25 protein-coding genes, 2 tRNA genes, 1 other RNA gene and 1 pseudogene are annotated in these 22,078 nt (G+C 70.1%); 9 read left to right on the top strand and 20 right to left on the bottom strand.

Going from position 1 to position 22,078, the window contains the following annotated elements; genetic code table 11:
- Positions 1-89: 89 nt before the first annotated feature.
- Positions 90-1,610, top strand: coding sequence for an MFS transporter (locus OKJ99_RS40930; RefSeq protein WP_326023624.1), 1,521 nt, complete (start codon positions 90-92; stop codon positions 1,608-1,610).
- 77 nt (positions 1,611-1,687) lie between these two features.
- Positions 1,688-2,470: a TetR/AcrR family transcriptional regulator gene (locus OKJ99_RS40925; RefSeq protein ID WP_326023622.1), complete on the top strand. Its 783-nt coding sequence runs from the start codon at positions 1,688-1,690 to the stop codon at positions 2,468-2,470.
- A gap of 41 nt (positions 2,471-2,511) precedes the next feature.
- Here OKJ99_RS40925 and OKJ99_RS40920 read toward each other — a convergent pair whose 3' ends face one another.
- The 4 genes from OKJ99_RS40920 to OKJ99_RS40905 all read right to left on the bottom strand — a co-directional run bounded on the left by OKJ99_RS40920 (position 2,512) and on the right by OKJ99_RS40905 (position 7,092).
- Positions 2,512-2,973, bottom strand: a complete 462-nt coding sequence (locus OKJ99_RS40920) for a PPOX class F420-dependent oxidoreductase (protein WP_326023621.1) — start codon at positions 2,971-2,973, stop codon at positions 2,512-2,514.
- 39 nt (positions 2,974-3,012) lie between these two features.
- A complete protein-coding gene (locus OKJ99_RS40915) occupies positions 3,013-3,831 on the bottom strand; it encodes a YceI family protein (protein WP_326023620.1) in 819 nt (272 codons plus the stop codon).
- A 205-nt stretch (positions 3,832-4,036) separates the two neighbouring features.
- Positions 4,037-6,553: an MFS transporter gene (locus OKJ99_RS40910; protein ID WP_326023618.1), complete on the bottom strand. Its 2,517-nt coding sequence runs from the start codon at positions 6,551-6,553 to the stop codon at positions 4,037-4,039.
- A 20-nt stretch (positions 6,554-6,573) separates the two neighbouring features.
- On the bottom strand, positions 6,574-7,092 hold the full coding sequence (locus OKJ99_RS40905; RefSeq protein WP_326023617.1) for a MarR family winged helix-turn-helix transcriptional regulator: 519 nt from the start codon (positions 7,090-7,092) through the stop codon (positions 6,574-6,576).
- Positions 7,093-7,289: 197 nt separating this feature from the next.
- Here OKJ99_RS40905 and OKJ99_RS40900 point away from each other — a divergent pair, with 197 nt between their 5' ends.
- Positions 7,290-7,496 carry a hypothetical protein gene (locus tag OKJ99_RS40900; protein WP_326023615.1) on the top strand — a complete coding sequence of 69 codons (207 nt, stop codon included), beginning with the start codon at positions 7,290-7,292 and terminating at the stop codon, positions 7,494-7,496.
- A gap of 18 nt (positions 7,497-7,514) precedes the next feature.
- On the opposite strand, the gene OKJ99_RS40895 is transcribed toward OKJ99_RS40900, so the two are convergent.
- From OKJ99_RS40895 to OKJ99_RS40875, 5 genes are all read right to left on the bottom strand, one after another.
- Positions 7,515-8,306 carry a hypothetical protein gene (locus OKJ99_RS40895; protein ID WP_326023613.1) on the bottom strand — a complete coding sequence of 264 codons (792 nt, stop codon included), beginning with the start codon at positions 8,304-8,306 and terminating at the stop codon, positions 7,515-7,517.
- 83 nt (positions 8,307-8,389) lie between these two features.
- A complete protein-coding gene (locus tag OKJ99_RS40890; RefSeq protein WP_326023611.1) occupies positions 8,390-9,328 on the bottom strand; it encodes an RNA polymerase sigma factor SigF in 939 nt (312 codons plus the stop codon).
- Positions 9,329-9,575: 247 nt separating this feature from the next.
- Positions 9,576-10,463 (bottom strand): RNA polymerase sigma factor SigF, encoded by an 888-nt coding sequence (locus tag OKJ99_RS40885; RefSeq protein WP_326023609.1) that lies wholly within the window; start codon positions 10,461-10,463, stop codon positions 9,576-9,578.
- A gap of 161 nt (positions 10,464-10,624) precedes the next feature.
- Positions 10,625-10,918 carry a Dabb family protein gene (locus tag OKJ99_RS40880; RefSeq protein WP_266712213.1) on the bottom strand — a complete coding sequence of 98 codons (294 nt, stop codon included), beginning with the start codon at positions 10,916-10,918 and terminating at the stop codon, positions 10,625-10,627.
- A 36-nt stretch (positions 10,919-10,954) separates the two neighbouring features.
- Positions 10,955-11,125, bottom strand: coding sequence for a hypothetical protein (locus OKJ99_RS40875; RefSeq protein WP_326023645.1), 171 nt, complete (start codon positions 11,123-11,125; stop codon positions 10,955-10,957).
- A gap of 447 nt (positions 11,126-11,572) precedes the next feature.
- Here OKJ99_RS40875 and OKJ99_RS40870 point away from each other — a divergent pair, with 447 nt between their 5' ends.
- On the top strand, positions 11,573-11,890 hold the full coding sequence (locus tag OKJ99_RS40870; RefSeq protein WP_326023607.1) for a hypothetical protein: 318 nt from the start codon (positions 11,573-11,575) through the stop codon (positions 11,888-11,890).
- A 57-nt stretch (positions 11,891-11,947) separates the two neighbouring features.
- On the opposite strand, the gene OKJ99_RS40865 is transcribed toward OKJ99_RS40870, so the two are convergent.
- The 4 genes from OKJ99_RS40865 to OKJ99_RS40850 form a co-directional block, all read right to left on the bottom strand.
- Positions 11,948-12,032 (bottom strand) — tRNA-Ser (locus OKJ99_RS40865).
- A 10-nt stretch (positions 12,033-12,042) separates the two neighbouring features.
- Positions 12,043-12,552 carry a nucleoside deaminase gene (locus tag OKJ99_RS40860; RefSeq protein ID WP_326023639.1) on the bottom strand — a complete coding sequence of 170 codons (510 nt, stop codon included), beginning with the start codon at positions 12,550-12,552 and terminating at the stop codon, positions 12,043-12,045.
- A 91-nt stretch (positions 12,553-12,643) separates the two neighbouring features.
- Complete coding sequence (locus tag OKJ99_RS40855) at positions 12,644-13,198, bottom strand: tRNA adenosine deaminase-associated protein (RefSeq protein WP_326023605.1); 555 nt, start codon at positions 13,196-13,198, stop codon at positions 12,644-12,646.
- Positions 13,199-13,403: 205 nt separating this feature from the next.
- Positions 13,404-13,619, bottom strand: a complete 216-nt coding sequence (locus OKJ99_RS40850; RefSeq protein ID WP_326023603.1) for a hypothetical protein — start codon at positions 13,617-13,619, stop codon at positions 13,404-13,406.
- A gap of 127 nt (positions 13,620-13,746) precedes the next feature.
- Between OKJ99_RS40850 and upp the strand changes: the two genes are divergently transcribed.
- Positions 13,747-14,382 (top strand): uracil phosphoribosyltransferase, encoded by a 636-nt coding sequence (upp, locus tag OKJ99_RS40845; RefSeq protein ID WP_266712219.1) that lies wholly within the window; start codon positions 13,747-13,749, stop codon positions 14,380-14,382.
- A 74-nt stretch (positions 14,383-14,456) separates the two neighbouring features.
- Here upp and OKJ99_RS40840 read toward each other — a convergent pair whose 3' ends face one another.
- The 5 genes from OKJ99_RS40840 to OKJ99_RS40820 form a co-directional block, all read right to left on the bottom strand.
- Positions 14,457-15,107, bottom strand: a complete 651-nt coding sequence (locus tag OKJ99_RS40840; protein WP_326023601.1) for a LytR C-terminal domain-containing protein — start codon at positions 15,105-15,107, stop codon at positions 14,457-14,459.
- Between the two features lie 115 nt (positions 15,108-15,222).
- Positions 15,223-15,519, bottom strand: coding sequence for a type II toxin-antitoxin system VapB family antitoxin (locus tag OKJ99_RS40835; protein WP_003955420.1), 297 nt, complete (start codon positions 15,517-15,519; stop codon positions 15,223-15,225).
- A gap of 254 nt (positions 15,520-15,773) precedes the next feature.
- Positions 15,774-15,911 (bottom strand): hypothetical protein, encoded by a 138-nt coding sequence (locus OKJ99_RS40830; RefSeq protein ID WP_326023599.1) that lies wholly within the window; start codon positions 15,909-15,911, stop codon positions 15,774-15,776.
- A 62-nt stretch (positions 15,912-15,973) separates the two neighbouring features.
- Positions 15,974-16,318: a hypothetical protein gene (locus OKJ99_RS40825; protein ID WP_326023597.1), complete on the bottom strand. Its 345-nt coding sequence runs from the start codon at positions 16,316-16,318 to the stop codon at positions 15,974-15,976.
- Between the two features lie 126 nt (positions 16,319-16,444).
- The gene (locus OKJ99_RS40820) at positions 16,445-17,044 is read right to left on the bottom strand and encodes an HhH-GPD-type base excision DNA repair protein (RefSeq protein WP_326023638.1); all 600 of its coding nucleotides are present in this window, start codon (positions 17,042-17,044) and stop codon (positions 16,445-16,447) included.
- 103 nt (positions 17,045-17,147) lie between these two features.
- On the opposite strand from OKJ99_RS40820, the gene OKJ99_RS40815 reads away from it, so the two are divergent.
- Positions 17,148-17,489 carry a cupin domain-containing protein gene (locus tag OKJ99_RS40815; protein WP_326023595.1) on the top strand — a complete coding sequence of 114 codons (342 nt, stop codon included), beginning with the start codon at positions 17,148-17,150 and terminating at the stop codon, positions 17,487-17,489.
- Between the two features lie 79 nt (positions 17,490-17,568).
- The gene (locus OKJ99_RS40810; RefSeq protein WP_326023594.1) at positions 17,569-19,470 is read left to right on the top strand and encodes a propionyl-CoA synthetase; all 1,902 of its coding nucleotides are present in this window, start codon (positions 17,569-17,571) and stop codon (positions 19,468-19,470) included.
- On the opposite strand, the gene OKJ99_RS40805 is transcribed toward OKJ99_RS40810, so the two are convergent.
- A complete protein-coding gene (locus OKJ99_RS40805) occupies positions 19,447-20,148 on the bottom strand; it encodes a sensor domain-containing protein (RefSeq protein ID WP_326023593.1) in 702 nt (233 codons plus the stop codon). The two genes, OKJ99_RS40810 and OKJ99_RS40805, sit on opposite strands and share 24 nt — an antisense overlap.
- A gap of 279 nt (positions 20,149-20,427) precedes the next feature.
- Positions 20,428-20,512, bottom strand: a tRNA-Ser gene (locus OKJ99_RS40800).
- 121 nt (positions 20,513-20,633) lie between these two features.
- Between OKJ99_RS40800 and ffs the strand changes: the two genes are divergently transcribed.
- Together ffs and OKJ99_RS40790 are read left to right on the top strand one after the other, a co-directional pair.
- Positions 20,634-20,728: signal recognition particle sRNA small type (gene ffs / locus OKJ99_RS40795), an RNA gene on the top strand.
- A 67-nt stretch (positions 20,729-20,795) separates the two neighbouring features.
- Positions 20,796-22,004 (top strand): annotated as a pseudogene (locus OKJ99_RS40790) (DNA polymerase III subunit gamma and tau); the annotation flags it as partial.
- Positions 22,005-22,078 lie beyond the last annotated feature (74 nt).

Below are 22,078 nucleotides of genomic sequence, written 5' to 3'. Positions count from 1 at the left end.
CTCCAAGCAAAAAGCCGCTTGTACGGCGTACAGCGCACCCTCTACGGTGTATGGGAGACGTCAACCCCATACACCGTAGAGGAGTGTCCATGGCCCCCACGGCCGAGCCGGCCACCCAGGCACCCAAGGCACCCCAGGTCATCGCGGGCCACCCCCAGCGCTGGCTCATCCTCGGCGTCATCTGCCTCGCCCAGCTGACCGTGCTGCTCGACAACACCGTCCTGAACGTCGCGATCCCCTCCCTCACCCGGGAACTGGAGGCCTCGACGTCCGACATCCAGTGGATGATCAGCGCCTACTCGCTCGTCCAGTCAGGACTGCTGCTCACCGCGGGCAGCGCCTCCGACCGCTACGGCCGCAAGAAGATGCTCGCGGCGGGCCTCGCGATCTTCGGCGTCGGCTCGCTGACCGCCGCGTTCGCCGGCTCCACCGGGCAGCTGATCGCCGCCCGCGCGGGCATGGGCGTCGGCGGCGCGCTGATGATGACGTCGACGCTCGCGGTCGTCGTCCAGATCTTCAGCGAGGCCGAGCGCGTCCGGGCGATCGCCCTGTGGTCCACGGTCAGCACGCTCGGCTTCGCCGTCGGCCCGCTGGTCGGCGGCGTGCTGCTCGACCACTTCTGGTGGGGCTCGATCTTCCTCATCAACATCCCCGTCGCGGCCGTCGGCCTCGTCGCGGTGCTCGCCCTGGTCCCCGAGTCGAAGAACCCCCAGGGCGACCGCCCCGACCTGCTCGGCGCGCTGCTCTCCACCATCGGCATGACCGGCGTCGTCTACGCGATCATCTCGGGCCCCGACGACGGCTGGACGGCCACGACCACGCTCACTTCGGCCGCGATCGGCGTGCTCGTGATGGCCGCGTTCGTGACGTGGGAGCTGCGGATCCCGTATCCGATGCTCGACATGCACTTCTTCCGCAACCAGAAGTTCACGGGCGCGGTGGCCGGGGTCGTCCTCGTGGCGTTCGGCATGGCCGGCTCGCTGTTCCTGCTCACCCAGCACCTCCAATTCCTGCTCGGGTACGGGCCGTTGGAGGCGGGACTGCGCACCGCGCCGATGGCACTCACCGTCGTCGCGCTCAACCTCATGGGGGTCGGCGCCCGGCTGCTGCCCAAGATGGGCACACCGCTCACCATCGCGGTCGGCATGACGTGCATGGCGGCGGGGCTCGCTGCCATCGCGCTGCTCGGCGGGGAGGGCTACGGCGGGATGCTGCTCGGCCTGATCGTCATGGGCGTGGGCATGGCGCTCGCGATGCCGGCCATGGCCAACGCCATCATGAGCGCGATCCCGCGGGAGAAGGCGGGCGTGGGCGCCGGGGTCAACGGCACCCTCGCGGAGTTCGGCAACGGTCTGGGTGTCGCCGTCCTCGGCGCCGTCCTGAACGCCCGTTTCGCCGCGCTCGTATCGGTCTCCGCGGCCTCGTTCCCGGCGGCGCTCGCGGCGGCGGACTCGGCCGGTGAGAAGGCCCGTATCAGCGAAGCCTTCTCCTCCGGTCTGGAGACCAGCCAACTGGTCGGCGCGGTCGCCGTGCTCGCCGGCGGCCTGCTCGCGGCGGTGTTGCTGCGCAGGGCGGAACGGGCAGAATCAGCAGTGGTGACTTCCGCTTAGCATCGGTGCGGGTGGGGAGCGGTCCTGTGCGCAGGCCCGCCCCGCCCGCGTACGAGGAACCCCTGGGAAGGAACGCCATGGCGAAGGCAGCGCGGATGAGCGTCTGGCTCGAGGACACGGATGGCGCCGTGGAGCCGAGGCCCAGGGCGTCGCGCGGTCGGCGGGCCGAGCAGCCCAGCGGGCTCGACCGGGAGCGGATCACCCGGGCCACGGTGAAGCTCCTGGACGCGGAGGGGCTCGCCAAGTTCTCGATGCGGCGCCTCGCGGGCGAACTGGGCGTCACCGCGATGTCCGTCTACTGGTACGTCGACACCAAGGACGACCTCCTCGAACTCGCCCTGGACCAGGCCTTCGGCGAGCTGGAGATCCCGGACACGGACGCGGAGGAGCTGCCGGACTGGCAGACGCAGCTGCGTGAACTGGCCGCCACCTACCGGGAGTTGCTCGTCAGGCATCCGTGGATCTCGCCGCTCGTCGGCAACTTCCTGAACGTCGGCCCGAAGTCGCTGCTGTTCTCGCGGGCGGTGCAGCGGGTCATCGCCCGCACCGGCCTCACGCTGGCCCAGCAGCGCGGCGCGGTCTCCTCCGTCTTCCAGTTCGTGTACGGCTACGGCACCATCGAGGGCCACTTCCGCCAGCGCTGTGCGGAGGTGGGCCTCACCCAGGACGAGTACTTTCACAAGGCGATGGCCGCGTTCTCCGTCCCGGAGGAGATGGCGGACGACTTCTCGCACGCGGAGCGGATGATGGAGGCGGTGGAGGAGGGCGGGGACGTGGACGCGATGCGCGACATGGACTTCCAGGTGGCCCTCGACCTCCAGATCGCCGGCATCGAGACGCTGGTGTCCCAACGGCGTTGACGCCTCGGGGCTCCGCCCCGGGACGTCAACCCCGGTACCGGTTACGCCAACCTCGCCGGGAACCCACCCGTGGCCACGGGACCCCACTTCTCCGGCGTCACACGGATGATCGACTTCCCCTGCTTGACCATCGCCTCGCGATACTCGTCCCAGTCCGGGTGCTCACCCGAAATGCACCGGAAGTACTCGACGAGCGCCTCGACGGAGTCGGGCGAGTCGATGACCTCCGCCGAACCGTCGATCTGCACCCACGGCCCGTTCCACTCGTCGCTGAGCACGACGAGGCTGACCCGCGGATCCCGCTTCGCGTTCCGCGTCTTGGCCCGCTCGGGGTAGGTGGAAACAACGATCCGCCCGTCGCCGTCGACCCCGCAGGTCAGTGGTGAGGCCTGCGGGGACCCGTCGGCGCGGGCGGTGATGAGGAGGGCGCGGTGCCGGGGCCGTACGAAGTCCAGCAACTCGGCGATGGAGACACGGGTGTTGGTCGCGATGTTCGGAGCCATGCTTCGCAGCCTAACTCCGGCCACCGACACCCGCCGGTGTCACATCTGCGGCAGCGCGTCGCCCTGTACGGCCTGGATGTCGAGCTCGACCTTCAACGTCGCGCCGATCGCGGCGATGCCGGCCTGCACGACCTGGTTGTAGTTCATCGCGAAGTCCTCGCGCTTCAGCTCGGCCGTCGCCTTGAACGCCGCGCGGGTGCCGCCCCACGGGTCGGCGCCCGTGCCCAGGTAGCTGAGGTCGAGGTCGACCTCGCGCGCCACGCCGTGCAGGCTCAGCTGGCCGTGCACGGTCCAGCGGTCGGTGCCCGCGGGCTCGATGCCGGTCGATTGGTAGGTGATCTCCGGGTACGTCTCCACGTCCAGGAAGTCCGGGGACTTCAGGTGGCCGTCGCGCATCCCGTTGCCGGTGTCGATGGACGCCGACCTGATGACGGCCTCGACCCGCGACTTCTCCACGTCCTGCGCTATGTCGATGCGCGCCGTGAAGTCGGTGAACCGCCCGTGCACGGACGTGATCCCGAGGTGCTGCGCCGTCGCGGCGACCGAGGAGTGGGCCGGGTCGACCATCCACGGGCCGGGCGGCGGCAGTTCGGCGCCGCCCTGGCGGTGCAGCACGATGCTGCCCACGTCGGCCCGGCCGCTCGCCGTCACCATCGCGGTGGAGGCGGCGGGGGCGTAGCCGACGGCGGTCACGATCACCGTGTAGGGACCGGGCGCGAGCGCGGCCGGGTCGTGCACGGCGCCCTCGTCGTTGGCCTCTGCCCGCAGCACCTGCGATCCGGTCATGTCGGTCACCGTGACGACGGCGTGCGGCAGGGCCCACCCGTCCCGCGTGCGGATCCGCGCGCTCAGTCCCATGCTTTTGCTCTCCTAGCTCAAGTTCTTACGTACGTAGGGGGGTGGTCGTGCTCCCCCTACGTGGACGGGCCCCGGCCGACGTACGTCTCGGCCGTCCCCTGCCGTTGGCGACGCCGTCGGGTCCGGGGCCCATTCTCACAACCGGGCCTGTGTGGTCCGCGTCCGCTCAAAGCGCGAACCACACCTTCAGGTGGCCCGGGGCCTATTACTCGCCGGGGTGGCCGAGTTCGATGTCGTGGCCGTCGACGCCGCTGCCGTTCACGCTGAGGCCGGTGGCCACCGGCGGGTAGCCGGTCGCGATCACGGTGTACTCGCCGCCGTCCAGGTCGGTGAAGGCGTACGCGCCGTCGTCACCGGTGGTGGCGGTGGCGACCACGTTGCCCGCGGCGTCCACCAGCGTGACCCGCGCGTCGTTCAGCGCGCGGCCCGCGGCCCGGACGGTGCCCTGGACCTGGGAGCCGGAGTGCAGGTCGATCTCGATGCGGGTGACACCGGAGCCGGTGACCTCGACCGGGAGCGCGGTGGGCCGGTGGCCCGGCGCGTTCACGGCGATCGTGACCGGGCCCGGGACCAGCTCGGCGAAGGTGAACTCGCCGCCAGGACCCGACTGGCCGGTGGCGAGGACATCGCCGCGGACGTCGGTGACGATGACCATCGCCCCGGCGACCGGCGCCTTGGTCTCGCTGGCCCGCACCACACCGGTGAGGCCGCTGGTCCCGCTGAGCAGGATGTCGTACGTGACCGACTCCTCGCCCACCAGGACGGTGGAGGCCTGCGGCTGGTAGCCGTCGGCCGAGGCGATCAGGACGTAGGAGCCGGCGCCGGGGGCGTCGACGCTGTACGAGCCGTCGCCCTGGGCCACGGCGCGGCCCAGCTGACGGCCGCCGAGGGAGATCAGGGTGACCGCGGCGCGCGGCACCGGGGCGGACTCGGCGCCGCGGACGAAGCCGCGGACCGGGGTGCCGCCGACGGGCACGTCACCGGCGGTGGCGGCGACGGCCGCCAGGCGCTGGGTCCGGGTGTCGGCCACGGGCGCACCCGCACCGACGAGGCTCGGCACCTGCTCCGGCGCGGGGGCGGGAGCAGCGGCCTGGGCCGGGGCGGCGGCGGGCGTCGAATCGCCCTGCGCGGCCTGTTCGAGGGCTCCGGTCGTACGCAGGGGAACCTCCTTGATGAAGATCGTGACGATGAATGCCAGGAACGCGATCGGCGCGGCGTACAGGAAGATGTCGGCGATGCCGCTTCCGTACGCGGCTTCCAGCCAGTTGCGGATCGGGCCGGGCAGCACGGACATGTCCGGCAGCGAGCCGCCGGCCATCGCCTTGCCGGCCGCCTGCTGTTCCTGCGGGCTGAGCGAACCGATGGTGTCGGTGGCGTGGTGACTGATGCGGCTGGTCATCACGGAGCCGAGCGCCGAGACGCCGATCGTGCCGCCGAGGGACCGGAAGAAGGTCACCATCGACGAGGCGGAACCGAGGTCCTGGGGGGCGACCTGGTTCTGCGTGCTGAGCACGAGGTTCTGCATCATCATGCCGACGCCGAGGCCGAGCAGCGCCATCCAGATCGCGACGCGCCAGTACGGGGTGTCGTACTCGATGGTGCCGAGCAGGCCCAGACCCGCGGTCAGGAACAGGCCGCCGGCGACGAGCCAGGCCTTCCACTTGCCGGTCCGGGTGATGATCTGGCCGGAGACGGTGGACGAGATGAACAGTCCGCCGATCATCGGGATCGTCATGACGCCCGACATCGTGGGCGTCTTGCCGCGCGCCAGCTGGAAGTACTGCGAGAAGTACACGGTGCCCGCGAACATCGCGACACCGACGAACAGCGAGGCGAGCGAAGCCAGCGTGATGGTGCGGTTCTTGAAGAGGCGCAGCGGGATGATCGGCTCGCTGGCCTTGGACTCGACGAGCGTGAAGATCAGCGCCAGCACGATCGCGCCGCCGACCATCGTGTACGTCTGCCACGACAGCCAGTCGTACTTGTCGTCGGCGAAGGTGACCCAGAGAAGGAGCAGGGAGACCGCGGCGGTGATGAAGAAGGCGCCGGCCCAGTCGACCTTCACCTTCCGCTTGATCACCGGCAGGTGCAGCGTCTTCTGCAGCACGATCAGGGCGATCAGCGCGAAGGGCACGCCGACGAAGAGGCAGTAGCGCCAGCCGAGCCAGTCGGTGTCGGTGATGACGCCGCCGAGCAGCGGGCCACCGACGGTGGCGACGGCGAACGTGGCGCCGAGGTAACCGGAGTAACGACCGCGCTCACGCGGGGCGATCATGGCGGCCATGATGATCTGCGCCAGGGCGGAGAGACCACCGGCGCCGATGCCCTGGATGGCACGGGCGGAGATCAGCATGCCCGGGTTCTGCGCGAAGCCGGCGACGACCGAACCCACGATGTAGACGACCAGGGCTATCTGGACCAGGGCCTTCTTGCTGAACAGGTCCGCCATCTTGCCCCACAGGGGCGTGGTGGCGGTCATCGCGAGCAGCGAGGCCGTGACGACCCAGGTGTAGGCGGACTGGCCACCGCCCAGATCGCCGATGATCTTCGGCAGGGCGTTGGTGACGATCGTCGACGAGACGATGGCGGCGAACATGCCGAGCAGCAGCCCGGACAGCGCCTCCATGATCTGCCGGTGCGACATGGGGGCACCCGCTTCGGGGGCGGCCCCTGAATGCTTGGGATGGCTGCCCCGCACACCGGCCGGTGTGGTTGTTGCCATGGGATTCCTTTTCTTACGTATTACGCGGGTGTACGGGTGGTGATCTGAGCGGTCGACTCGGTGGTCGGCTCAGTGGCGGCCTGCGGAACCGTCGCTCGGGACCCCGTCGTGCGGCAGTCGCCGAAGCTTTCGCGCAGTCGCGTCATGAGGGCGATCAGCTGATCGACCTCGTCGTCGGACCAGTCGCTCAGCCGGTCGGCGAGCAGTTGGGTGCTCCGTTCATTGAGCACCTCCATCTGCTTCGAGCCTTTTTCGCTGAGGCTGAGGATGCGCGAACGTTTGTCAGCGGGGTCGGGATGACGCTCGATCCAACCGCGGTCCGCGACGTGTGCCACGTGCCGGCTGGCCACGGACACGTCCACGGCGAGCAGCTCGGCCATGCGGCTCATCCGCATGTCGCCGTAGCGCTTGAGCAGCGTGAGAACCGCGGCCGAACCGGTCGGGCAGTCGTGCGGAAGGATCCGCGCCATGTCCCTCTTGACGGCTCCGAAGGCACTCATCTGTCGCGCCAGCTCGTCGTAGTGACGTTGTGCGGCCACGGCACCTCCTGACCAAAAGATCTTTATTTGTTGCTTAGGGCAACCATAGAAGCAGTTGGTTGCCACAGGCAAACGAAACCGGGTGATCGAGAATAAAATCGCGGCAAAGATCGAGTGCAAATCAGTAAAGTCGCAGCTCAGATGGCATGCGTGCGGACTGTGGCGCCCTTCGCGGCAATTCGCTAGGGTCCTGCCCCATGGCTAACAACCCCCAAGGCCCCGGCCCCCAGGGCAATAACGACCCCGCGGGCAACACCCAGATGTTCCGCGCCTTCGTCGACGAGCAGCCTCCCGCACGTCAGCAGGCGGCCGCCACGAAGTCCGGTCCCAGCGCCGGCCTGATCATCGGCATCGTGCTCGCGATCGTCGTGGTGGCGGGCGTGGCTTGGCTGGCGCTCAAGTAGGCAGTCCCTGGAGGCAGTTCACTTCCAGTCGACGTCGACGTCCTTGGTCTCGAGTCGCATGCCGAGGGGGACGCGCCACTGGTCGACGCACACGGTCCACGTCTTCCGCTTCCGCTCCCCGGCCCCGATGGGCACGGGGAGCTTCTTTGTGACGTCGACGGTCGCCCAGTCGATACCCAGGGCGCCGATCACGTGCGTCTCGAAGGTCACCTTGCCCGAACGCACCGCGCTGCCACCGGAGTTGCGCAGGGCCAGCGTCACGTCCTGACACCAGCGCTTGTCGGCGTCCTTGAGCACGGGGTCGCCGACCTTGAGCACGGCGGGGCCCGAGGGGGATGAAGGGGACGACGAAGGGGTGTCGCCACGGCCCGAGGCGGCGCTCCCGCCGCTCCCGGAACCCTCGGGACTCCCGGAGCCATCGGAGGGCTTGCCGGTGGCGGGTGGTGTGCCGGAGTCGCCGGGGGATTCGCCGGGGACCTCGGCGGCCGGAGGGGCGCCGCCCGCGTCCGCTCCGCCTTCCGCGGCCTCGCTGCCGCCCGCCTTGCCCGCCGCGCCCTTGCCCGAGGGGGCCGAGGCGGCAGGGCTTTCCGCCGCGGGGGAGTCCAGCGGTACGAGCTCCACCTTGCCGTTGGGCGCGACCCGGTCGCCAGGTCGCGTGGGCGCGGCTCCCGCCGCACCCACGGCCACGTACGCATCAGGTCCGTCGCCACCGTCGAGGGCGACGACGGCGCCCGCGCTCACGCACACCGCGGCGACCGAAGCGGCCCCGACAGCGACCTTCCTGTGACCGAGCAACCAAGTCCGCAGCATCGCGCCAGTGTGTCTGACGCTCCGTCAAATCGGAACCCCGCGGACCCGGTCGAGCGATCAGCCGGTGCTGCCGGCCGGTGCCCTCAGTCGGCGATCAGACCTTCCCGCAGCTGTGACAGCGTCCGCGTGAGCAGCCGGGACACGTGCATCTGCGAGATGCCGACCTCCTCGCCGATCTGCGACTGCGTCATGTTCGCGAAGAACCGGAGCATGATGATCTGGCGCTCGCGCGGCGGCAGCTTGGCGAGCAGGGGCTTGAGCGACTCGCGGTACTCGACGCCCTCCAGCGCCGTGTCCTCGTAGCCGAGCCGGTCCGCGAGGGAGCCCTCGCCGCCGTCGTCCTCGGGCGCGGGCGAGTCCAGGGAGGACGCGGTGTACGCGTTGCCCACCGCGAGGCCGTCGACCACGTCCTCCTCGGAGACGCCGAGCACCACGGCGAGCTCCGGGACGGTCGGCGAGCGGTCCAGCTTCTGCGCGAGCTCGTCACTGGCCTTGGTCAGGGCGAGCCGCAGCTCCTGGAGGCGGCGCGGCACGCGCACCGACCACGAGGTGTCCCGGAAGAACCGCTTGATCTCGCCGACCACCGTCGGCATCGCGAACGTCGGGAACTCCACGCCGCGTTCGCAGTCGAAACGGTCGATCGCCTTGATCAGACCGATCGTGCCGACCTGGACGATGTCCTCCATCGGCTCGTTGCGACTGCGGAACCGGGCGGCCGCGTAGCGCACCAGCGGCAGGTTCAGCTCGATCAGGGTGTCGCGGACGTACGCCCGCTCCGGGCTGTGCTCGTCGAGCGTGGCAAGACGCAGGAACAGGGAACGGGACAGGGTGCGGGTGTCGATGGCCCCGCTTGTAGGAGGTGTCACGGACACCTCGGGGCTCTCGGCTGCCTGGGCCGGAACCGAAGCGGGAACAGGAGCGTCGATCAGCGCGGCAGGCGTCTGCTCGCTCATGTCATCGGTCGCGGCGGGTGCGCCGGGCGTGAGCGTGAGCACCTTCGAGCTGCCCTGGTCTGCGGACATGCCACCCCCTTGAGGTCGCGGACGGTCGCGGCGGACGCTCCCGTCAGGTAAGAGCGCAGCCTCCACCTGAATACCGGACGAGGGGCTGCGCCAAACGCCGTTCCAGCAGAATGTCACATGTCGGCAACACGCTGTAGTGACATGTCGACATGTATGGGATGGATCGGCGCAGGAAGCAAGGGGTGTGGCGCGAGGTGGCGCGGTTTCCGGCGGGAAATGCGCCGCGCGCCTTGTCTACCCGTTCGAGCTAGGCATCGATCCTGTTTGCGGACCGAAGTCGAGCGAAGCTGCGGGCGAGGAGCCTTGACACGTGCATCTGTGAGACCCCCAGTTCCGCGCTGATCTGAGATTGCGTCAGATTGCTGTAGTAGCGAAGCAAAAGGATCCGTTGCTCCCGCTCGGGCAGCTGTACGAGGAGGTGCCGTACGAGATCGCGGTGCTCGACGCCGTCCAGCTCCGGGTCCTCGTAGCCGAGCCGGTCGAGCAGGCCGGGCATCCCGTCGCCCTCCTGCGCCGCCTCCAGGGACGTCGCGTGGTACGAGCGGCCCGCCTCGATGCAGGCGAGCACCTCGTCCTCGCCGATCCGCAGCCGTTCGGCGATCTCGGCGGTGGTCGGGGAGCGCCCGAAGGCGGTCGTCAGGTCCTCGGTCGCGCCGTTGACCTGCACCCACAGCTCGTGGAGGCGGCGCGGTACGTGCACGGTGCGGACGTTGTCGCGGAAGTACCGCTTGATCTCGCCGACGACGGTGGGCATCGCGAAGGTCGGGAACTGGACGCCGCGGTCCGGGTCGAAGCGGTCGATGGCGTTGATCAGGCCGATGGTGCCGACCTGGACGACGTCCTCCATCGGCTCGTTGCGGCTGCGGAAGCGGGCCGCCGCGTACCGAACGAGCGGCAGGTTCGCCTCGATCAGGGCGCCGCGCACCCTGGAGTGCTCGGGGCTGCCCGGCAGGAGGTCCTTGATCTGCGAGAAGAGGACCTGGGTCAGGGCGCGGGCGTCGGCGCCCCGGCTCTTCGCGGGCGTGGGCGGCGCCTCGGGCGGTGTCTCGGGCGGCGCTTCGGGCGGTGCTTCTTGAGGCGCAGTACTGGCCGGCACGGTCAACTCCACCTCTGTTTCCGTCAACTCATCGGTCAAAAGCGGTCATAGCATCACAAGACATGTGCACTGTGTGCAAGCACCGCATAACTCCGTGTTGAAGGCCGAGTTGGGGCACGGGGCCGGGCTCAGGACGCACGAAAGCCCCTCACCGTTCCGGTGAGAGGCTTCTCGAACGTGTGACGGTCCGGCGGGTGCGCTCAGAACTCGTAGTCCGCGATCACCCACGTGGCGAACTCTCGCCACATCGCGACGCCCTCCTGGTGGGCGGGGTGCTCGATGTACCGCTTCAGGGCGTCGGTGTCCTCGACGGCCGAGTTGATCGCGAAGTCGTAGGCGATCGGCCGGTCGGTGATGTTCCAGTCGCACTCCCAGAACGTCAGCTCGGGAATCTTCGCGCCCAGCGCGCGGAAGGCCTCGACGCCCTCGGCCACGCGCGGTTCGTCACGGCTCACACCGTCGTTGAGCTTGAAAAGGACCAGATGGCGGATCACGGGGTGCTCCCTGGGGTGCTGACGGCCGGCTTGCCGCTACTTCCCGCCGTTGACGACCCAGGTCATGAAGTCGCCTATGGACTGGGCGGCGGACGATACGCCTTCGAACCCTATCTGGACGTAATCGGCGGCCGTCTTGGGATCGGTGATGATCACGTAGAGCACGAAGACCACCCCGACGAAGAGCGCGACTTTCTTCGACTGCACCACGTTGCCTCCCCGTACCCGTGTCTGATCCCCGTCCGACCCCTGTCGGACGGCGGCGAGTCTAACGCGGACGATCACCGACGCGACCTTTAAGGACCAACGGCCTCCGCTTACGGGTCTTTTGCCGACACCCCGCACCCCCACAAAGGGGCAGTATTGGTGATGAGCCCGGAGGGTCTGGCAGGAATCCGAAGGGCAGGGACGTGACCCCGACTGCGGGGTCCGCGCCGCAGCTTCCCCCCGGAAGCGGCGCGGGCTACGGGAGTCCGTCCTCATCGGGGGGAGTGGTTTGTCCCCCCGATACCACTCCCCCCGTCCTGAACCGGACGTGAATGCTCCGGCACCTATCGACAGGTGTCGGGGCGTTTCTGTGTTCCTGCCTTCACCTTCCCCGACAGGGGAGCAGCATGGGCTCGCCCATAGGACCCTTACGAGGAGACACATTCCATGGCCAATCAGACCCAGACCCTCGGGCGAGGCACCACCACCGGTGCGGAGTCGTTCTGGTACGTCCTCGGATGCATCTCGTTCGCGGCCGCCTACTTCGCGAAGATCCCTTCGAAGAAGGCCCTCAGCGAGTACGGGCTCTGCGAGATGACCGGTGCCGAGAAGTTCTGGTACGTGGTGCAGAACATCTGCTTCGGCTCCGGATACCTGGCCAAGGTCCCCGTGAAGAAGGCGCTGTCCGAGGTCCGGTTCGGTGTCGAACAGCCCCCGCAGACCCAGCAGTCCTGGCCGCCCGCAACGGGGCCGCAGACGGGCTGAGCGCGGCCGGGCAAAAGCGAAGGGGCGGATCCTTGTCGGATCCGCCCCTTCGGCCGGCGGTAGCGGTGGGATTTGAACCCACGGTGAGTTTCCCCACACTCGCTTTCGAGGCGAGCTCCTTCGGCCGCTCGGACACGCTACCGAGAGGAACTCTAGCCCATGGTGGGCCGTGGTCCGAAATCCGTTTCTCTGAAGAAACGGGTGAGCTGTGTCGCACACTCCTCGGTCAGTACGCCGGAGATCACTTCGGGCCTGTGGTTGAGCCGCCGGTCGCGGATCACGTCCCACAGCGAGCCGGCCGCCCCCGCCTTTTCGTCGCGGGCCCCGTAGACGACCCGGTCCACGCGGGACTGCACGAGCGCGCCCGCGCACATGGTGCACGGCTCAAGCGTGACGACGAGCGTGCAGCCGGTCAGCCGCCACTCTCCCACCCGTCTCCCACCGCCGCCCTTGCCGGAGGCGCTGCGCGCCGCTGTGCTCAACTCTTGTGCGGCCCTGCGCAGCGCCAGCACCTCGGCGTGCGCGGTCGGGTCCCCGGTCAGCTCCCGCTCGTTGTGCGCCCGCGCGAGCACGGTGGTCCCGTCCGGCGCCAGCACGACGGCGCCGACGGGAACGTCACCGCCCGCCGCGGCGAGCCCGGCCTCGGCCAGGGCCTGCCGCATCGGCGGCTTCCAGGGGTCTCGTACGGGATCGGGATCGGGGACGGGAGCGGCGTCGGTGGGTGTCACGGCGAGGAATCTATCCCCGCGGCGGTCACCGCACCGTCTCCAGGACTTCCGATGCGCCCAGGGCGTCGGCGATCTCGCTCAGCGCGTCCGCCCCGTCGAGGGTGAGCAGGTCCTTCTCGGGGACGCCCAGGTCGGCCAGGACCCCGCTGTCGCCGAGCGGGCCGGGCGGCACCACCTCGCCTCCGGCGTCCTCGTCGTCGGACGCCGCCTCGTCGCCCGGTTCGCCGTCCTCCGTCCCGTCCAGGTCCAGGGCGTCCAGGTCGTCGACGGCCTCCGAACCGTCCGGAGCCTTGCCGAGCAGTTCGTCGGTGAGCAGGATCTCGCCGTAGCTGCTGCGGGCGGCCGCGGCCGCGTCGGAGACGTAGATGCGAGGGTCCTCCTCGCCGTCGATGCGGACGACGCCGAACCAGGCGTCCTCTTGTTCGATGAAGACGAGGATGGTGTCGTCCTCGGCGCCGGCCTCGGCCGCCGCCTCGCGGGCCAGGTCGGACAGGTCCGACAGGGTCTCCACGTCGTCGAGCTCTGTGTCGCTCGCTTCCCACCCGTCTTCGGTGCGCGCGAGCAGTGCGGCGAAGTACACCGTGACTCTCCCACTGGTCTCAGGTGTGCCGGTCGGGAATCCCCCCGGCGGGGTTGTGGAGGCGGGGAGTGCAGTTCAAGCCCCGCCCACTCGGAATCGTGGCAGAAAGTCCGGCTCCAAGAGAGGTCTTCCGCGCGCTGTGTTCGTGGCGCGTCTTCCCGGGGCCTCCGGAAGACGCGGATCCCGCGCGGATCGGCGGGGCCCTTCACCAGCGAAACGTGCGCATACGCATCTGCTGTCGCATCCGCGCGGCCCGGGCGCGGCGTGGCTGGACCCTGGCGCGCAGCTCCCGCGCCTCGGTCAGTTCCCGCAGGAACAGGGCCCGCCTGCGCCTGCGCTCGGCGTCCGTCTCCGGCTCCGTATCCGGTTCGGGCCCGCCCGACTCCCGCTCGGGCCGCTCCCGACGCTTCTCGTCCGCCATCGGCCACACCACCCCAGTCCGCCCAGTCGGCGCCAGTCGGCGAGTCCCTTCCACCTTCCCTCCGCACCGGCCGTTGATGCCACCGCACGGGGGAGCCGCGGCCCTGTGGCCGGTTACTGTTGATGACATGCGGATCCACGTCGTCGACCACCCTTTGGTGGCGCACAAGCTCACTACGCTGCGCGACCAGCGCACCGACTCCCCGACCTTCCGGCGCCTGGCCGACGAGCTGGTCACCCTGCTCGCCTATGAGGCGACCAGGGACGTGCGCACCGAGCAGGTCGACATCGACACCCCCGTCTCGCGGACGACCGGCGTCAAGCTGTCGTACCCGCGCCCGCTGGTGGTGCCGATCCTGCGCGCGGGCCTCGGCATGCTCGACGGCATGGTGCGCCTCCTGCCGACCGCCGAGGTGGGCTTCCTCGGCATGGTCCGCAACGAAGAGACGCTGCAGCCCGCGACGTACGCGACGCGGATGCCGGACGACCTCTCCGGGCGCCAGGTGTACGTCCTGGACCCGATGCTGGCCACGGGCGGCACGCTCGTCGCGGCGATCCAGGAACTGATCAAGCGCGGCGCCGACGACGTCACGGCCGTGGTGCTGCTCGCCGCCCCCGAGGGCGTCGAGATCATGGAGCGCGAGCTGGCCGGCACGCCGGTCACCGTCGTGACGGCCTCGGTCGACGAGCGGCTCAACGAGCACGGGTACATCGTTCCGGGCCTCGGCGACGCCGGGGACCGGATGTACGGGGTCGCCGAGTAGCCGACGCCCGACGCCGTACGGGAACGGAAAAAGCCGCGGACGAACGTCCGCGGCTTTTCGCTGTCCGGGTCCCGTCAGCAGCCCGCGCCGGAGGCCGACGGCTTCGGCTTCGGGTGGCTCAGCGCCGAGAGCGCCTTGTCCGCGGCCGGCTTCTTCGTGAGCTTCTTGAAGCCGGAACCGATGATCAGGTCGACCTCGGTCGGCTTCGCGCGCTTGTCCGCCTTCAGCTCGGCGCCGGTCAGCTGCGTGCCGAGGACCGGGAGGGCCGCTTCGGTGGCCGCCGAGGCGCCGAGCAGTATGCCGGGGCCCTTGACCTTCTTGTCGTACGCCTTCGTGGCGTTGCCCACGTCACCGATCTTGAAGCCGCGCTTCTTCAGCTCGTCCGCGGTGTCCTTGGCCAGGCCGCCGCGGGCCGTGGCGTTCAGAACGTTCACGGTGATCTGGGAGGGGGTCGGCAGCTTCTGGGCCGCCTTGCCGGGGGAGGGCGACGCGCTCGGCCGCTTCTCGCAGGCGCCGGACTTCGCCCCTGCCGCGCTGGCCTTGTCACCCCCTGTGAAGACGTCGACCAGCTGGAACGAGCCCCAGCCGATCAGCCCGATCGCGGCGACGGACGCGACGACCGCGAGCACGATCCTGTTGCGCGGGCGCCCGCGCCGCATGCGGGGGTATTTGTCCCCTGTGATGCGGTACTTGCCGCCCATGCCGGGGGGAGTGAGCATGCTCATGGGCGCAGCGTAATCCTGTGCGGCGACGATGCCTATTAAATGATCACGGTCAGTCGCCCAGTCCAACCCAAAAGGGCCAATATGGTCCTGAAGCGCCGTCAGCCCCGAAGTGCGGTCAGCCGAGCTCGAGCACGCGTGCGTGGAGCACCTGGCGCTGCTGGAGCGCGGCGCGCACGGCGCGGTGCAGGCCGTCCTCCAGGTAGAGATCGCCCTGCCACTTCACGACGTGCGCGAAGAGGTCGCCGTAGAACGTCGAGTCCTCGGCGAGCAGGGTCTCCAGATCGAGCTGGCCCTTGGTCGTCACCAGCTGATCGAGGCGGACCGGGCGCGGCGCGACGTCCGCCCACTGCCGGGTGCTTTCCCGGCCGTGGTCGGGGTACGGCCGGCCGTTTCCGATGCGCTTGAAGATCACACGGAAAGCCTACCGGGCAAGGCTCTCCGGGCGCAGCCATGGGGACGCGGTACACAGCCGGGAAATACCGTGCTGAACCGGCTCCAACCGGGTCCAGTCGAGCCAGGCACAGGGGCCTGAAATGAGTGGCGCCGCCGGTGAGTTGACGGAAAGCAGGCGTGTTCGCGGCCCATCCGGGGTAGTCGGGGGCGCCTCGTTGACGGGTGGTTCCCCGCGTCCCGTACGGGGGCGCGGGGAACCGGCCGCAACGGTCGTCAGCGGTTGTTCTTCTTGCCCGGCGTCCGCCGGTCCCGCGAGGTGGGCGGGGTCGTCTTCTCCGTAGAGGCGCGTTCGCCGCGTGCGGCCTCCGCGCGCATCAGGGCGCGCAGGAGCGCGTAGGGGTCCTTGGGCATGAGAGTACTGCCGTCCTTTTCGAAGTCGTGCGTGAGTGTTGACGGGCCGGGGGCGGGGCCTGTCAGCAGCGCAGGACGACGGTGCGCAGGGCGCGGCGGGACGGCGGCGCGGGGTGCGTCGTGGTGTCGGGGCGCGCGGCGACGAGAGGGCGCGGCGGGGCGTACTGGGGCGGTGTCGTGAGGAGCCGGACGGGATGTCCCGTCGGCAGCCGGAGGGCCTCTTCGGAGGTGTCCCTGGTCCCCTCGCCCGGCTCGCAGGAGGAGGAAGCGGCGGCGGGCGGCGGCGCCGAGGCCCCGGCGGGGACGGCGGCCAGCGGCGCGAACAGCAGGGCGAACAGCACCACGAGCGCGCGCACCAGGCCCGGGACACGGTGGCCCGGGGCAGCGGCGGACGTGGCGGTGCTCATGCCCCGTCTCTGCCCACCACCGGCCACGACGTGATCCATGGAGCCGCAGATCCGCCCTCATGGGTTACCGACCCGGCACCCGGCTGACAGCAATCGGGCCCCGCCCGCCCGGCCCCCGCGGTCCCGCTACTTGGCGGACTTCGCCGCCTTCTCCGCCTTGGCGGCGGCCTTCATCTCCTGCTTGTGGGCGCGCACCTTGGTGAGGGACTCGGGGCCCGTGATGTCGGCGACCGAGCGGAACGCCTTCGGCTCGCCGTACGCGCCCGCCGCCTCCCGCCAGCCCGACGGCCGCACCCCGAGCTGCTTGCCGAGCAGGGCCAGGAAGATCTGGGCCTTCTGCTTGCCGAAGCCGGGCAGCTCGTTCAGGCGCCGCAGCACCTCCTTGCCGGTGTCGACGCCCTCCCACACGGCGGCCGCGTCGCCCTCGTAGTGGTCGACGAGGTACTGGCACAACTGCTGCACACGCTTGGCCATGGAGTCGGGGTAGCGGTGCACGGCCGGCTTCTCGGAGAGCAGTGCGGCGAACGCCTCGGGATCCTGGGCGGCGATCTCGTACGCGTCGAGGTCGTCGACGTTCAGGCGCGTGGCGATGGTGCGCGGGCCCGCGAACGCCCACTCCATGGGCACCTGCTGGTCGAGCAGCATCCCGACGAGCGCGGCGAGCGGGCTGCGGCCGAGGAGTTCGTCGGCTGCGGGCTCCTGGGCGAGGTGGAGGGTGACGTCCATACGGCTCATACGTCGATGATCGCGCCGCGCCGTCCGGGTCGCCACGCCGGGGTCCCGGCCCGGCGTGGCGCATAGGGGCGCCGTCCGAGGTAACCCTGATGTCATGACTTCCACGACGCCCGCCCCGTACGATCTCGTGGCCCTCGCCGACGACCATCTGGCCGCGGCCCGCAAGGCCGAGCACGGCCGCAGCGCCGAACTCCTCATCAAGGAGGACCCGCTGTTGCGCCAGAGCGTCATCGCGTTGACCGAGGGCAGCAACCTGGAGGAGCACAACGCCCCGCCCGCGGCCACCCTCCAGGTGCTGCGCGGCCAGGTCCGCCTCACCGCGGTCTCCGGCGACGTCACCCTCACACAGGGCCAGCTGCACCCGGTCCCGCAGGAACGGCACGGACTCCTCGCGCTGACGGATGCGGCGGTGCTGTTGACGGCGGTCACCGCCTGACCTGATCGTGTTCCCGTCGCTACGGGAGCCCTGTTGCCGGGGGCTCCGCGGGTCGGGTTCTGCGCAAAGGAGTGCGGGCATGCCGTCGTACGAGGAAGTCTTCCGAGCGAGCACCGAGGACCCGGAGGGCTTCTGGCTCACGGCGGCCGGCGCGATCGACTGGGACACGCCCCCGACCCGGGCCCTCGACTCCTCGCGCGCCCCCTTCCACCGCTGGTTCCCCGACGGCGAGCTGAACGTCTGTCACAACGCGCTCGACCGCCATGTGGCGGCGGGCCGCGGCGCCCAGCCCGCACTCGTGTACGACTCCCCGGTGACGGACACCAAACGCACGTACACCTACGAGGAGTTGACCGACCAGGTCGCCACCTTCGCCGGGGTGCTCGCCGGTCTCGGGGTCGGGCGCGGCGACCGGGTCGTCCTCTATATGCCGATGGTCCCGGAGGCCGTCGTCGCGATGCTCGCCTGCGCGCGGATCGGGGCCGTGCACTCCGTCGTCTTCGGCGGCTTCGCGGCGAACGAGCTGGCGGTGCGGATCGACGACGCGGCACCGAAGGTCGTCGTGTCGGCGTCCTGCGGGGTCGAGGGGGCGCGGGTGGTCCCGTACAAGCCGCTCCTCGACCGGGCGGTGGACCTGGCGCAGCACAAGCCGGACGCCTGCGTCATCCTCCAACGCCCGGAGGGGCCGGCCGAATTGACGCAGGGCCGGGACGTGGACTGGGCGGAAGCGATGCGCGAGGCGCGCCCTGCCGACTGCGTGTCGATGGCGGCGACGGACCCGCTCTACATCCTCTACACGTCCGGAACGACCGGAAAACCCAAGGGAGTCGTCCGCGACTGCGGCGGATACGCGGTGGCGCTGCGCTGGTCCATGGAGGCCGTGTACGACGTGGGCCCCGGCGAGACCATGTTCACCGCGTCCGACGTGGGCTGGGTCGTCGGCCACTCGTACATCGTGTACGCCCCGCTGCTTGCCGGCGCCACGACCGTCCTCTACGAGGGGAAGCCGGTCGGCACCCCGGACGCGGGTCAGTTCTGGCGGGTGGCGGCGGAGCACGGGGTGAAGACGCTGTTCACGGCGCCGACGGCGTTCCGGGCGATCAAGAAGGTCGACCCGGAAGGGGAGTTCACGCGCGCGTACGACCTGACCGGCCTCGCCTACCTCTTCCTGGCCGGGGAGCGCCTCGACCCGGAGACGTACCACTGGGCGAGCGAGCTGCTCGGCATCCCGGTGATCGACCACTGGTGGCAGACCGAGACGGGCTGGCCGATCGTCGCGAACCCGGTGGGCATCGAGGCCGCGCCGGTGAAGGCGGGCTCCCCGACGTTCCCGCTGCCGGGATGGGACGTGCGCGTCGTAAACGGGGACGGCAAGCCGGTGCCGCCCGGCGAGGACGGCGCGATCGTCGTCCGCCTCCCCATGCCGCCGGGCTCCCTCCCCACCCTCTGGAACGACGACGAGCGCTTCGTCTCCTCGTACCTCTCGGCGTTCGACGGCTACTACCTGACCGGCGACGGCGGGCACGTGGACGAGGACGGCTATGTGTTCGTGATGGGGCGGACGGACGACGTCATCAACGTCGCGGGGCACCGCCTGTCCACGGGCGGGATGGAGGAGGTGCTCGCCTCGCACCCGGATGTGGCGGAGTGCGCCGTGATCGGCGTCGCGGACTCGCTCAAGGGCCAGGTGCCGCGCGGCCTCGTGGTGCTGAAGGCGGGGGTCTCGACCGATCCCGCGGTGATCGAGGCGGAACTCGTCCAGCTCGTACGGGACCGGATCGGCGCCGTCGCGTCCCTGAAGGAGGTCGCCGTGGTGGCGGCCCTGCCCAAGACCCGCTCCGGCAAGATCCTGCGCAGGACCATGCGCGGCATCGCCGACGGCCTGGACGAACCAGTGCCGTCGACGGTCGATGACGTGGCGGTCCTGGACGCGCTGCGCCCGGTCCTCACGCGGGGGTCAGCGGGTGCCGCCGAGCAGTGAGCGGATCGCGACGCGGTCGAGGTTCGTCAGAGCGCGCACCAACTGCGGCGTCAGGAACACGAGCACGAACCCGATGGCCGAGACCGCGGCGATCTGGGCGGGCGACTCCACGTAGTACGCGTGGTGCACGCCGGCGTCGGTCGTGAAGTCGTAGATCCGGTAGCCGGGCCAGTCCAGGTAGCGGTGGAAGACCCAGGAGTAGGTCGGGAAGAGCGCGACCACCCAGCCCGTGACCAGGAAGGTCACGGACAGGACGAAGGACAGCACGCGCCACGGGAACATCACCGTGTGGAAGAGCAGCGCCTTCCACCCGGCGGCGTCGGCGAGCCGCCCCCGCAGCCCCGCGGCGGGCGCGGCGGGCGCCGCCACGTCCAGCCCGAGCAGGCCGCGCGCCCTGCCCCGCTCGGCCGCACCGAGACCGCGCGCGCCGCCCAGCGCCGCCGCGAGCACCGGAAGACCGATCCACACGACGAGCGTGCTCACCCCCAGAGCGAACATCGTCACGGCGAAGACGAACCCGGCGATCGCGACGGGGAGCGACGTGAGCGTGTGGCCGATCTCGCGATGGGTGACACCGGAGAACGGAGCGCGCCAGAACCCCGGGCGGGAGTACGAGCGGGCCGGGTCCCGCGGCGCGGTCGGAGTGGTGCTCGCGTAGGACAGCGTGGTCGAGGTCATGCCACCAGCCTCGCGATTCGACGCCGCCGGGGACATGGGGCTGCGGGGTGTCTTGGGGGTGGGGTTTTCCCCAGGACGGGCGCGGCACGGTCCGCACCGTGAGGCCCTGCCCAGTGCCCCCGTCGCCGTAGGGCAGGAGAGCCCAGCTGCGCAGCGTGTTTCCGAGCGTGCGGATGCGACTGGTGGTACTCACCCGCCGAGGAGAGAAGGCACCGCGAAACGACGTAGGGCCCCACCGCCGAAACGGTGGGGCCCTACGTCTGCCCTGACGGGCGGGTGCGGAGGATACGAGATTCGAACTCGTGAGGGGTTGCCCCCAACACGCTTTCCAAGCGTGCGCCCTAGGCCACTAGGCGAATCCTCCGCCGCAAACAATACAAGACGCCGAGGAGTGCTCGCGACCATGTGGATGATCAAGAACGTCGACGGATCGGGGGTCGGACCACCGGGTTCTTTCCACGGTGGGGGATCGGGTACTGTGGGCGTCAGCCCCTCACGTGGCGCTATCTGACTGAACTCCCCCAGGGCCGGAAGGCAGCAAGGGTAGGTTGGCTCTGGCGGGTGCGTGGGGGGCGTTTACGTTTCCGGAGCGGTGCTCATACCCGTGGCGGGTCCGGTTGTCAGTGGGCGCCTATAACCTCGTATGCGTGTCGTCTCTCGCGCTCTATCGCCGTTACCGCCCGGAGTCGTTCGCCGAGGTCATCGGGCAGGAACATGTAACCGACCCGCTGCAGCAGGCGCTGCGGAACAACCGGGTCAATCACGCGTACCTGTTTTCGGGCCCGCGCGGCTGTGGCAAGACGACCAGCGCGCGCATTCTGGCCCGCTGTCTCAACTGTGAGCAGGGGCCCACCCCGACTCCGTGCGGGGAGTGCCAGTCGTGCCAGGACCTCGCGCGCAACGGGCGGGGGTCGATCGACGTCATCGAGATCGACGCCGCTTCGCACGGTGGTGTGGACGACGCGCGTGATCTGCGGGAGAAGGCCTTCTTCGGGCCCGCCTCCAGCCGCTACAAGATCTACATCATCGATGAGGCCCACATGGTCACATCGGCGGGTTTCAACGCGCTGCTGAAGGTGGTCGAGGAGCCGCCGGAGCACCTCAAGTTCATCTTCGCGACCACCGAGCCCGAGAAGGTCATCGGGACGATCCGGTCCAGGACGCACCACTACCCGTTCCGGCTCGTGCCGCCGGGGACGCTGCGCGACTACCTGGGCGAGGTGTGCGGCAAGGAGGCCATGGCCGTCGCGGAGGGCGTGCTGCCGCTCGTCGTCCGGGCCGGCGCGGGGTCCGTGCGTGACTCCATGTCCGTCATGGACCAGTTGCTCGCCGGCGCGGGCGAAGACGGTGTGACGTATGCCATGGCGACCGGCCTGCTCGGGTATACGGACGGTTCGCTGCTCGACTCCGTCGTCGAGGCCTTCGCCACCGGTGACGGTGCCGCCGCTTTCGAGGTCGTGGACCGGGTCATCGAGGGCGGCAACGATCCGCGGCGCTTTGTGGCCGACCTGCTCGAGCGGCTGCGGGACCTCGTGATCCTGTCCGCCGTTCCCGACGCCGCGGATAAGGGGCTCATCGACGCTCCGGCCGATGTGGTGGAGCGGATGCAGGCGCAGGCGAGCACGTTCGGCGCCGCCGAGCTCAGCCGGGCCGCCGACCTCGTCAACGAGGGCCTGACCGAGCTGCGCGGCGCCAACGCTCCGCGGCTCCAGCTCGAGCTGATCTGCGCGCGCGTGCTGCTGCCCGCCGCGTACAACGACGAACGTTCGGTCATGGCCCGCCTCGACCGCATCGAGCGCGGCGGAGTCTTCACCCCGGGCGGGCAGGGTCCCGCGCCTTCCATGGCGTACGTTCCCGACGACCACGTGAAGGTCCTGGTCCGCCCCGACCTCCCCGGCACGGGACTGCACGGCCGCTGAACGCGCAGCCA

The sequence above is a fragment of the Streptomyces endophyticus genome, assembly GCF_035798155.1.
GTDB classification, from domain to species: Bacteria; Actinomycetota; Actinomycetes; order Streptomycetales; family Streptomycetaceae; genus Streptomyces; species Streptomyces endophyticus.
This window is presented reverse-complemented; position numbering and strand designations above follow the sequence as displayed.

Excerpts from the sequence above, each read along its gene's own strand:
- OKJ99_RS40825 (WP_326023597.1), bottom strand. The coding sequence starts at position 16,318 with ATGAGCACCGCCACGTCCGCCGCTGCCCCGGGCCACCGTGTCCCGGGC.
- OKJ99_RS40925 (WP_326023622.1), top strand. The coding sequence starts at position 1,688 with ATGGCGAAGGCAGCGCGGATGAGCGTCTGGCTCGAGGACACGGATGGC.
- OKJ99_RS40930 (WP_326023624.1), top strand. The coding sequence starts at position 90 with ATGGCCCCCACGGCCGAGCCGGCCACCCAGGCACCCAAGGCACCCCAG.
- OKJ99_RS40830 (WP_326023599.1), bottom strand. The coding sequence starts at position 15,911 with ATGCCCAAGGACCCCTACGCGCTCCTGCGCGCCCTGATGCGCGCGGAG.
- OKJ99_RS40850 (WP_326023603.1), bottom strand. The coding sequence starts at position 13,619 with ATGGCGGACGAGAAGCGTCGGGAGCGGCCCGAGCGGGAGTCGGGCGGG.
- OKJ99_RS40920 (WP_326023621.1), bottom strand. The coding sequence starts at position 2,973 with ATGGCTCCGAACATCGCGACCAACACCCGTGTCTCCATCGCCGAGTTG.
- OKJ99_RS40840 (WP_326023601.1), bottom strand. The coding sequence starts at position 15,107 with ATGAGCATGCTCACTCCCCCCGGCATGGGCGGCAAGTACCGCATCACA.
- OKJ99_RS40815 (WP_326023595.1), top strand. The coding sequence starts at position 17,148 with ATGACTTCCACGACGCCCGCCCCGTACGATCTCGTGGCCCTCGCCGAC.
- OKJ99_RS40870 (WP_326023607.1), top strand. The coding sequence starts at position 11,573 with ATGGCCAATCAGACCCAGACCCTCGGGCGAGGCACCACCACCGGTGCG.
- OKJ99_RS40915 (WP_326023620.1), bottom strand. The coding sequence starts at position 3,831 with ATGGGACTGAGCGCGCGGATCCGCACGCGGGACGGGTGGGCCCTGCCG.
- upp (WP_266712219.1), top strand. The coding sequence starts at position 13,747 with ATGCGGATCCACGTCGTCGACCACCCTTTGGTGGCGCACAAGCTCACT.
- OKJ99_RS40890 (WP_326023611.1), bottom strand. The coding sequence starts at position 9,328 with ATGTCCGCAGACCAGGGCAGCTCGAAGGTGCTCACGCTCACGCCCGGC.
- OKJ99_RS40910 (WP_326023618.1), bottom strand. The coding sequence starts at position 6,553 with ATGGCAACAACCACACCGGCCGGTGTGCGGGGCAGCCATCCCAAGCAT.
- OKJ99_RS40810 (WP_326023594.1), top strand. The coding sequence starts at position 17,569 with ATGCCGTCGTACGAGGAAGTCTTCCGAGCGAGCACCGAGGACCCGGAG.
- OKJ99_RS40895 (WP_326023613.1), bottom strand. The coding sequence starts at position 8,306 with ATGCTGCGGACTTGGTTGCTCGGTCACAGGAAGGTCGCTGTCGGGGCC.
- OKJ99_RS40820 (WP_326023638.1), bottom strand. The coding sequence starts at position 17,044 with ATGGACGTCACCCTCCACCTCGCCCAGGAGCCCGCAGCCGACGAACTC.
- OKJ99_RS40900 (WP_326023615.1), top strand. The coding sequence starts at position 7,290 with ATGGCTAACAACCCCCAAGGCCCCGGCCCCCAGGGCAATAACGACCCC.
- OKJ99_RS40805 (WP_326023593.1), bottom strand. The coding sequence starts at position 20,148 with ATGACCTCGACCACGCTGTCCTACGCGAGCACCACTCCGACCGCGCCG.
- OKJ99_RS40860 (WP_326023639.1), bottom strand. The coding sequence starts at position 12,552 with ATGCGGCAGGCCCTGGCCGAGGCCGGGCTCGCCGCGGCGGGCGGTGAC.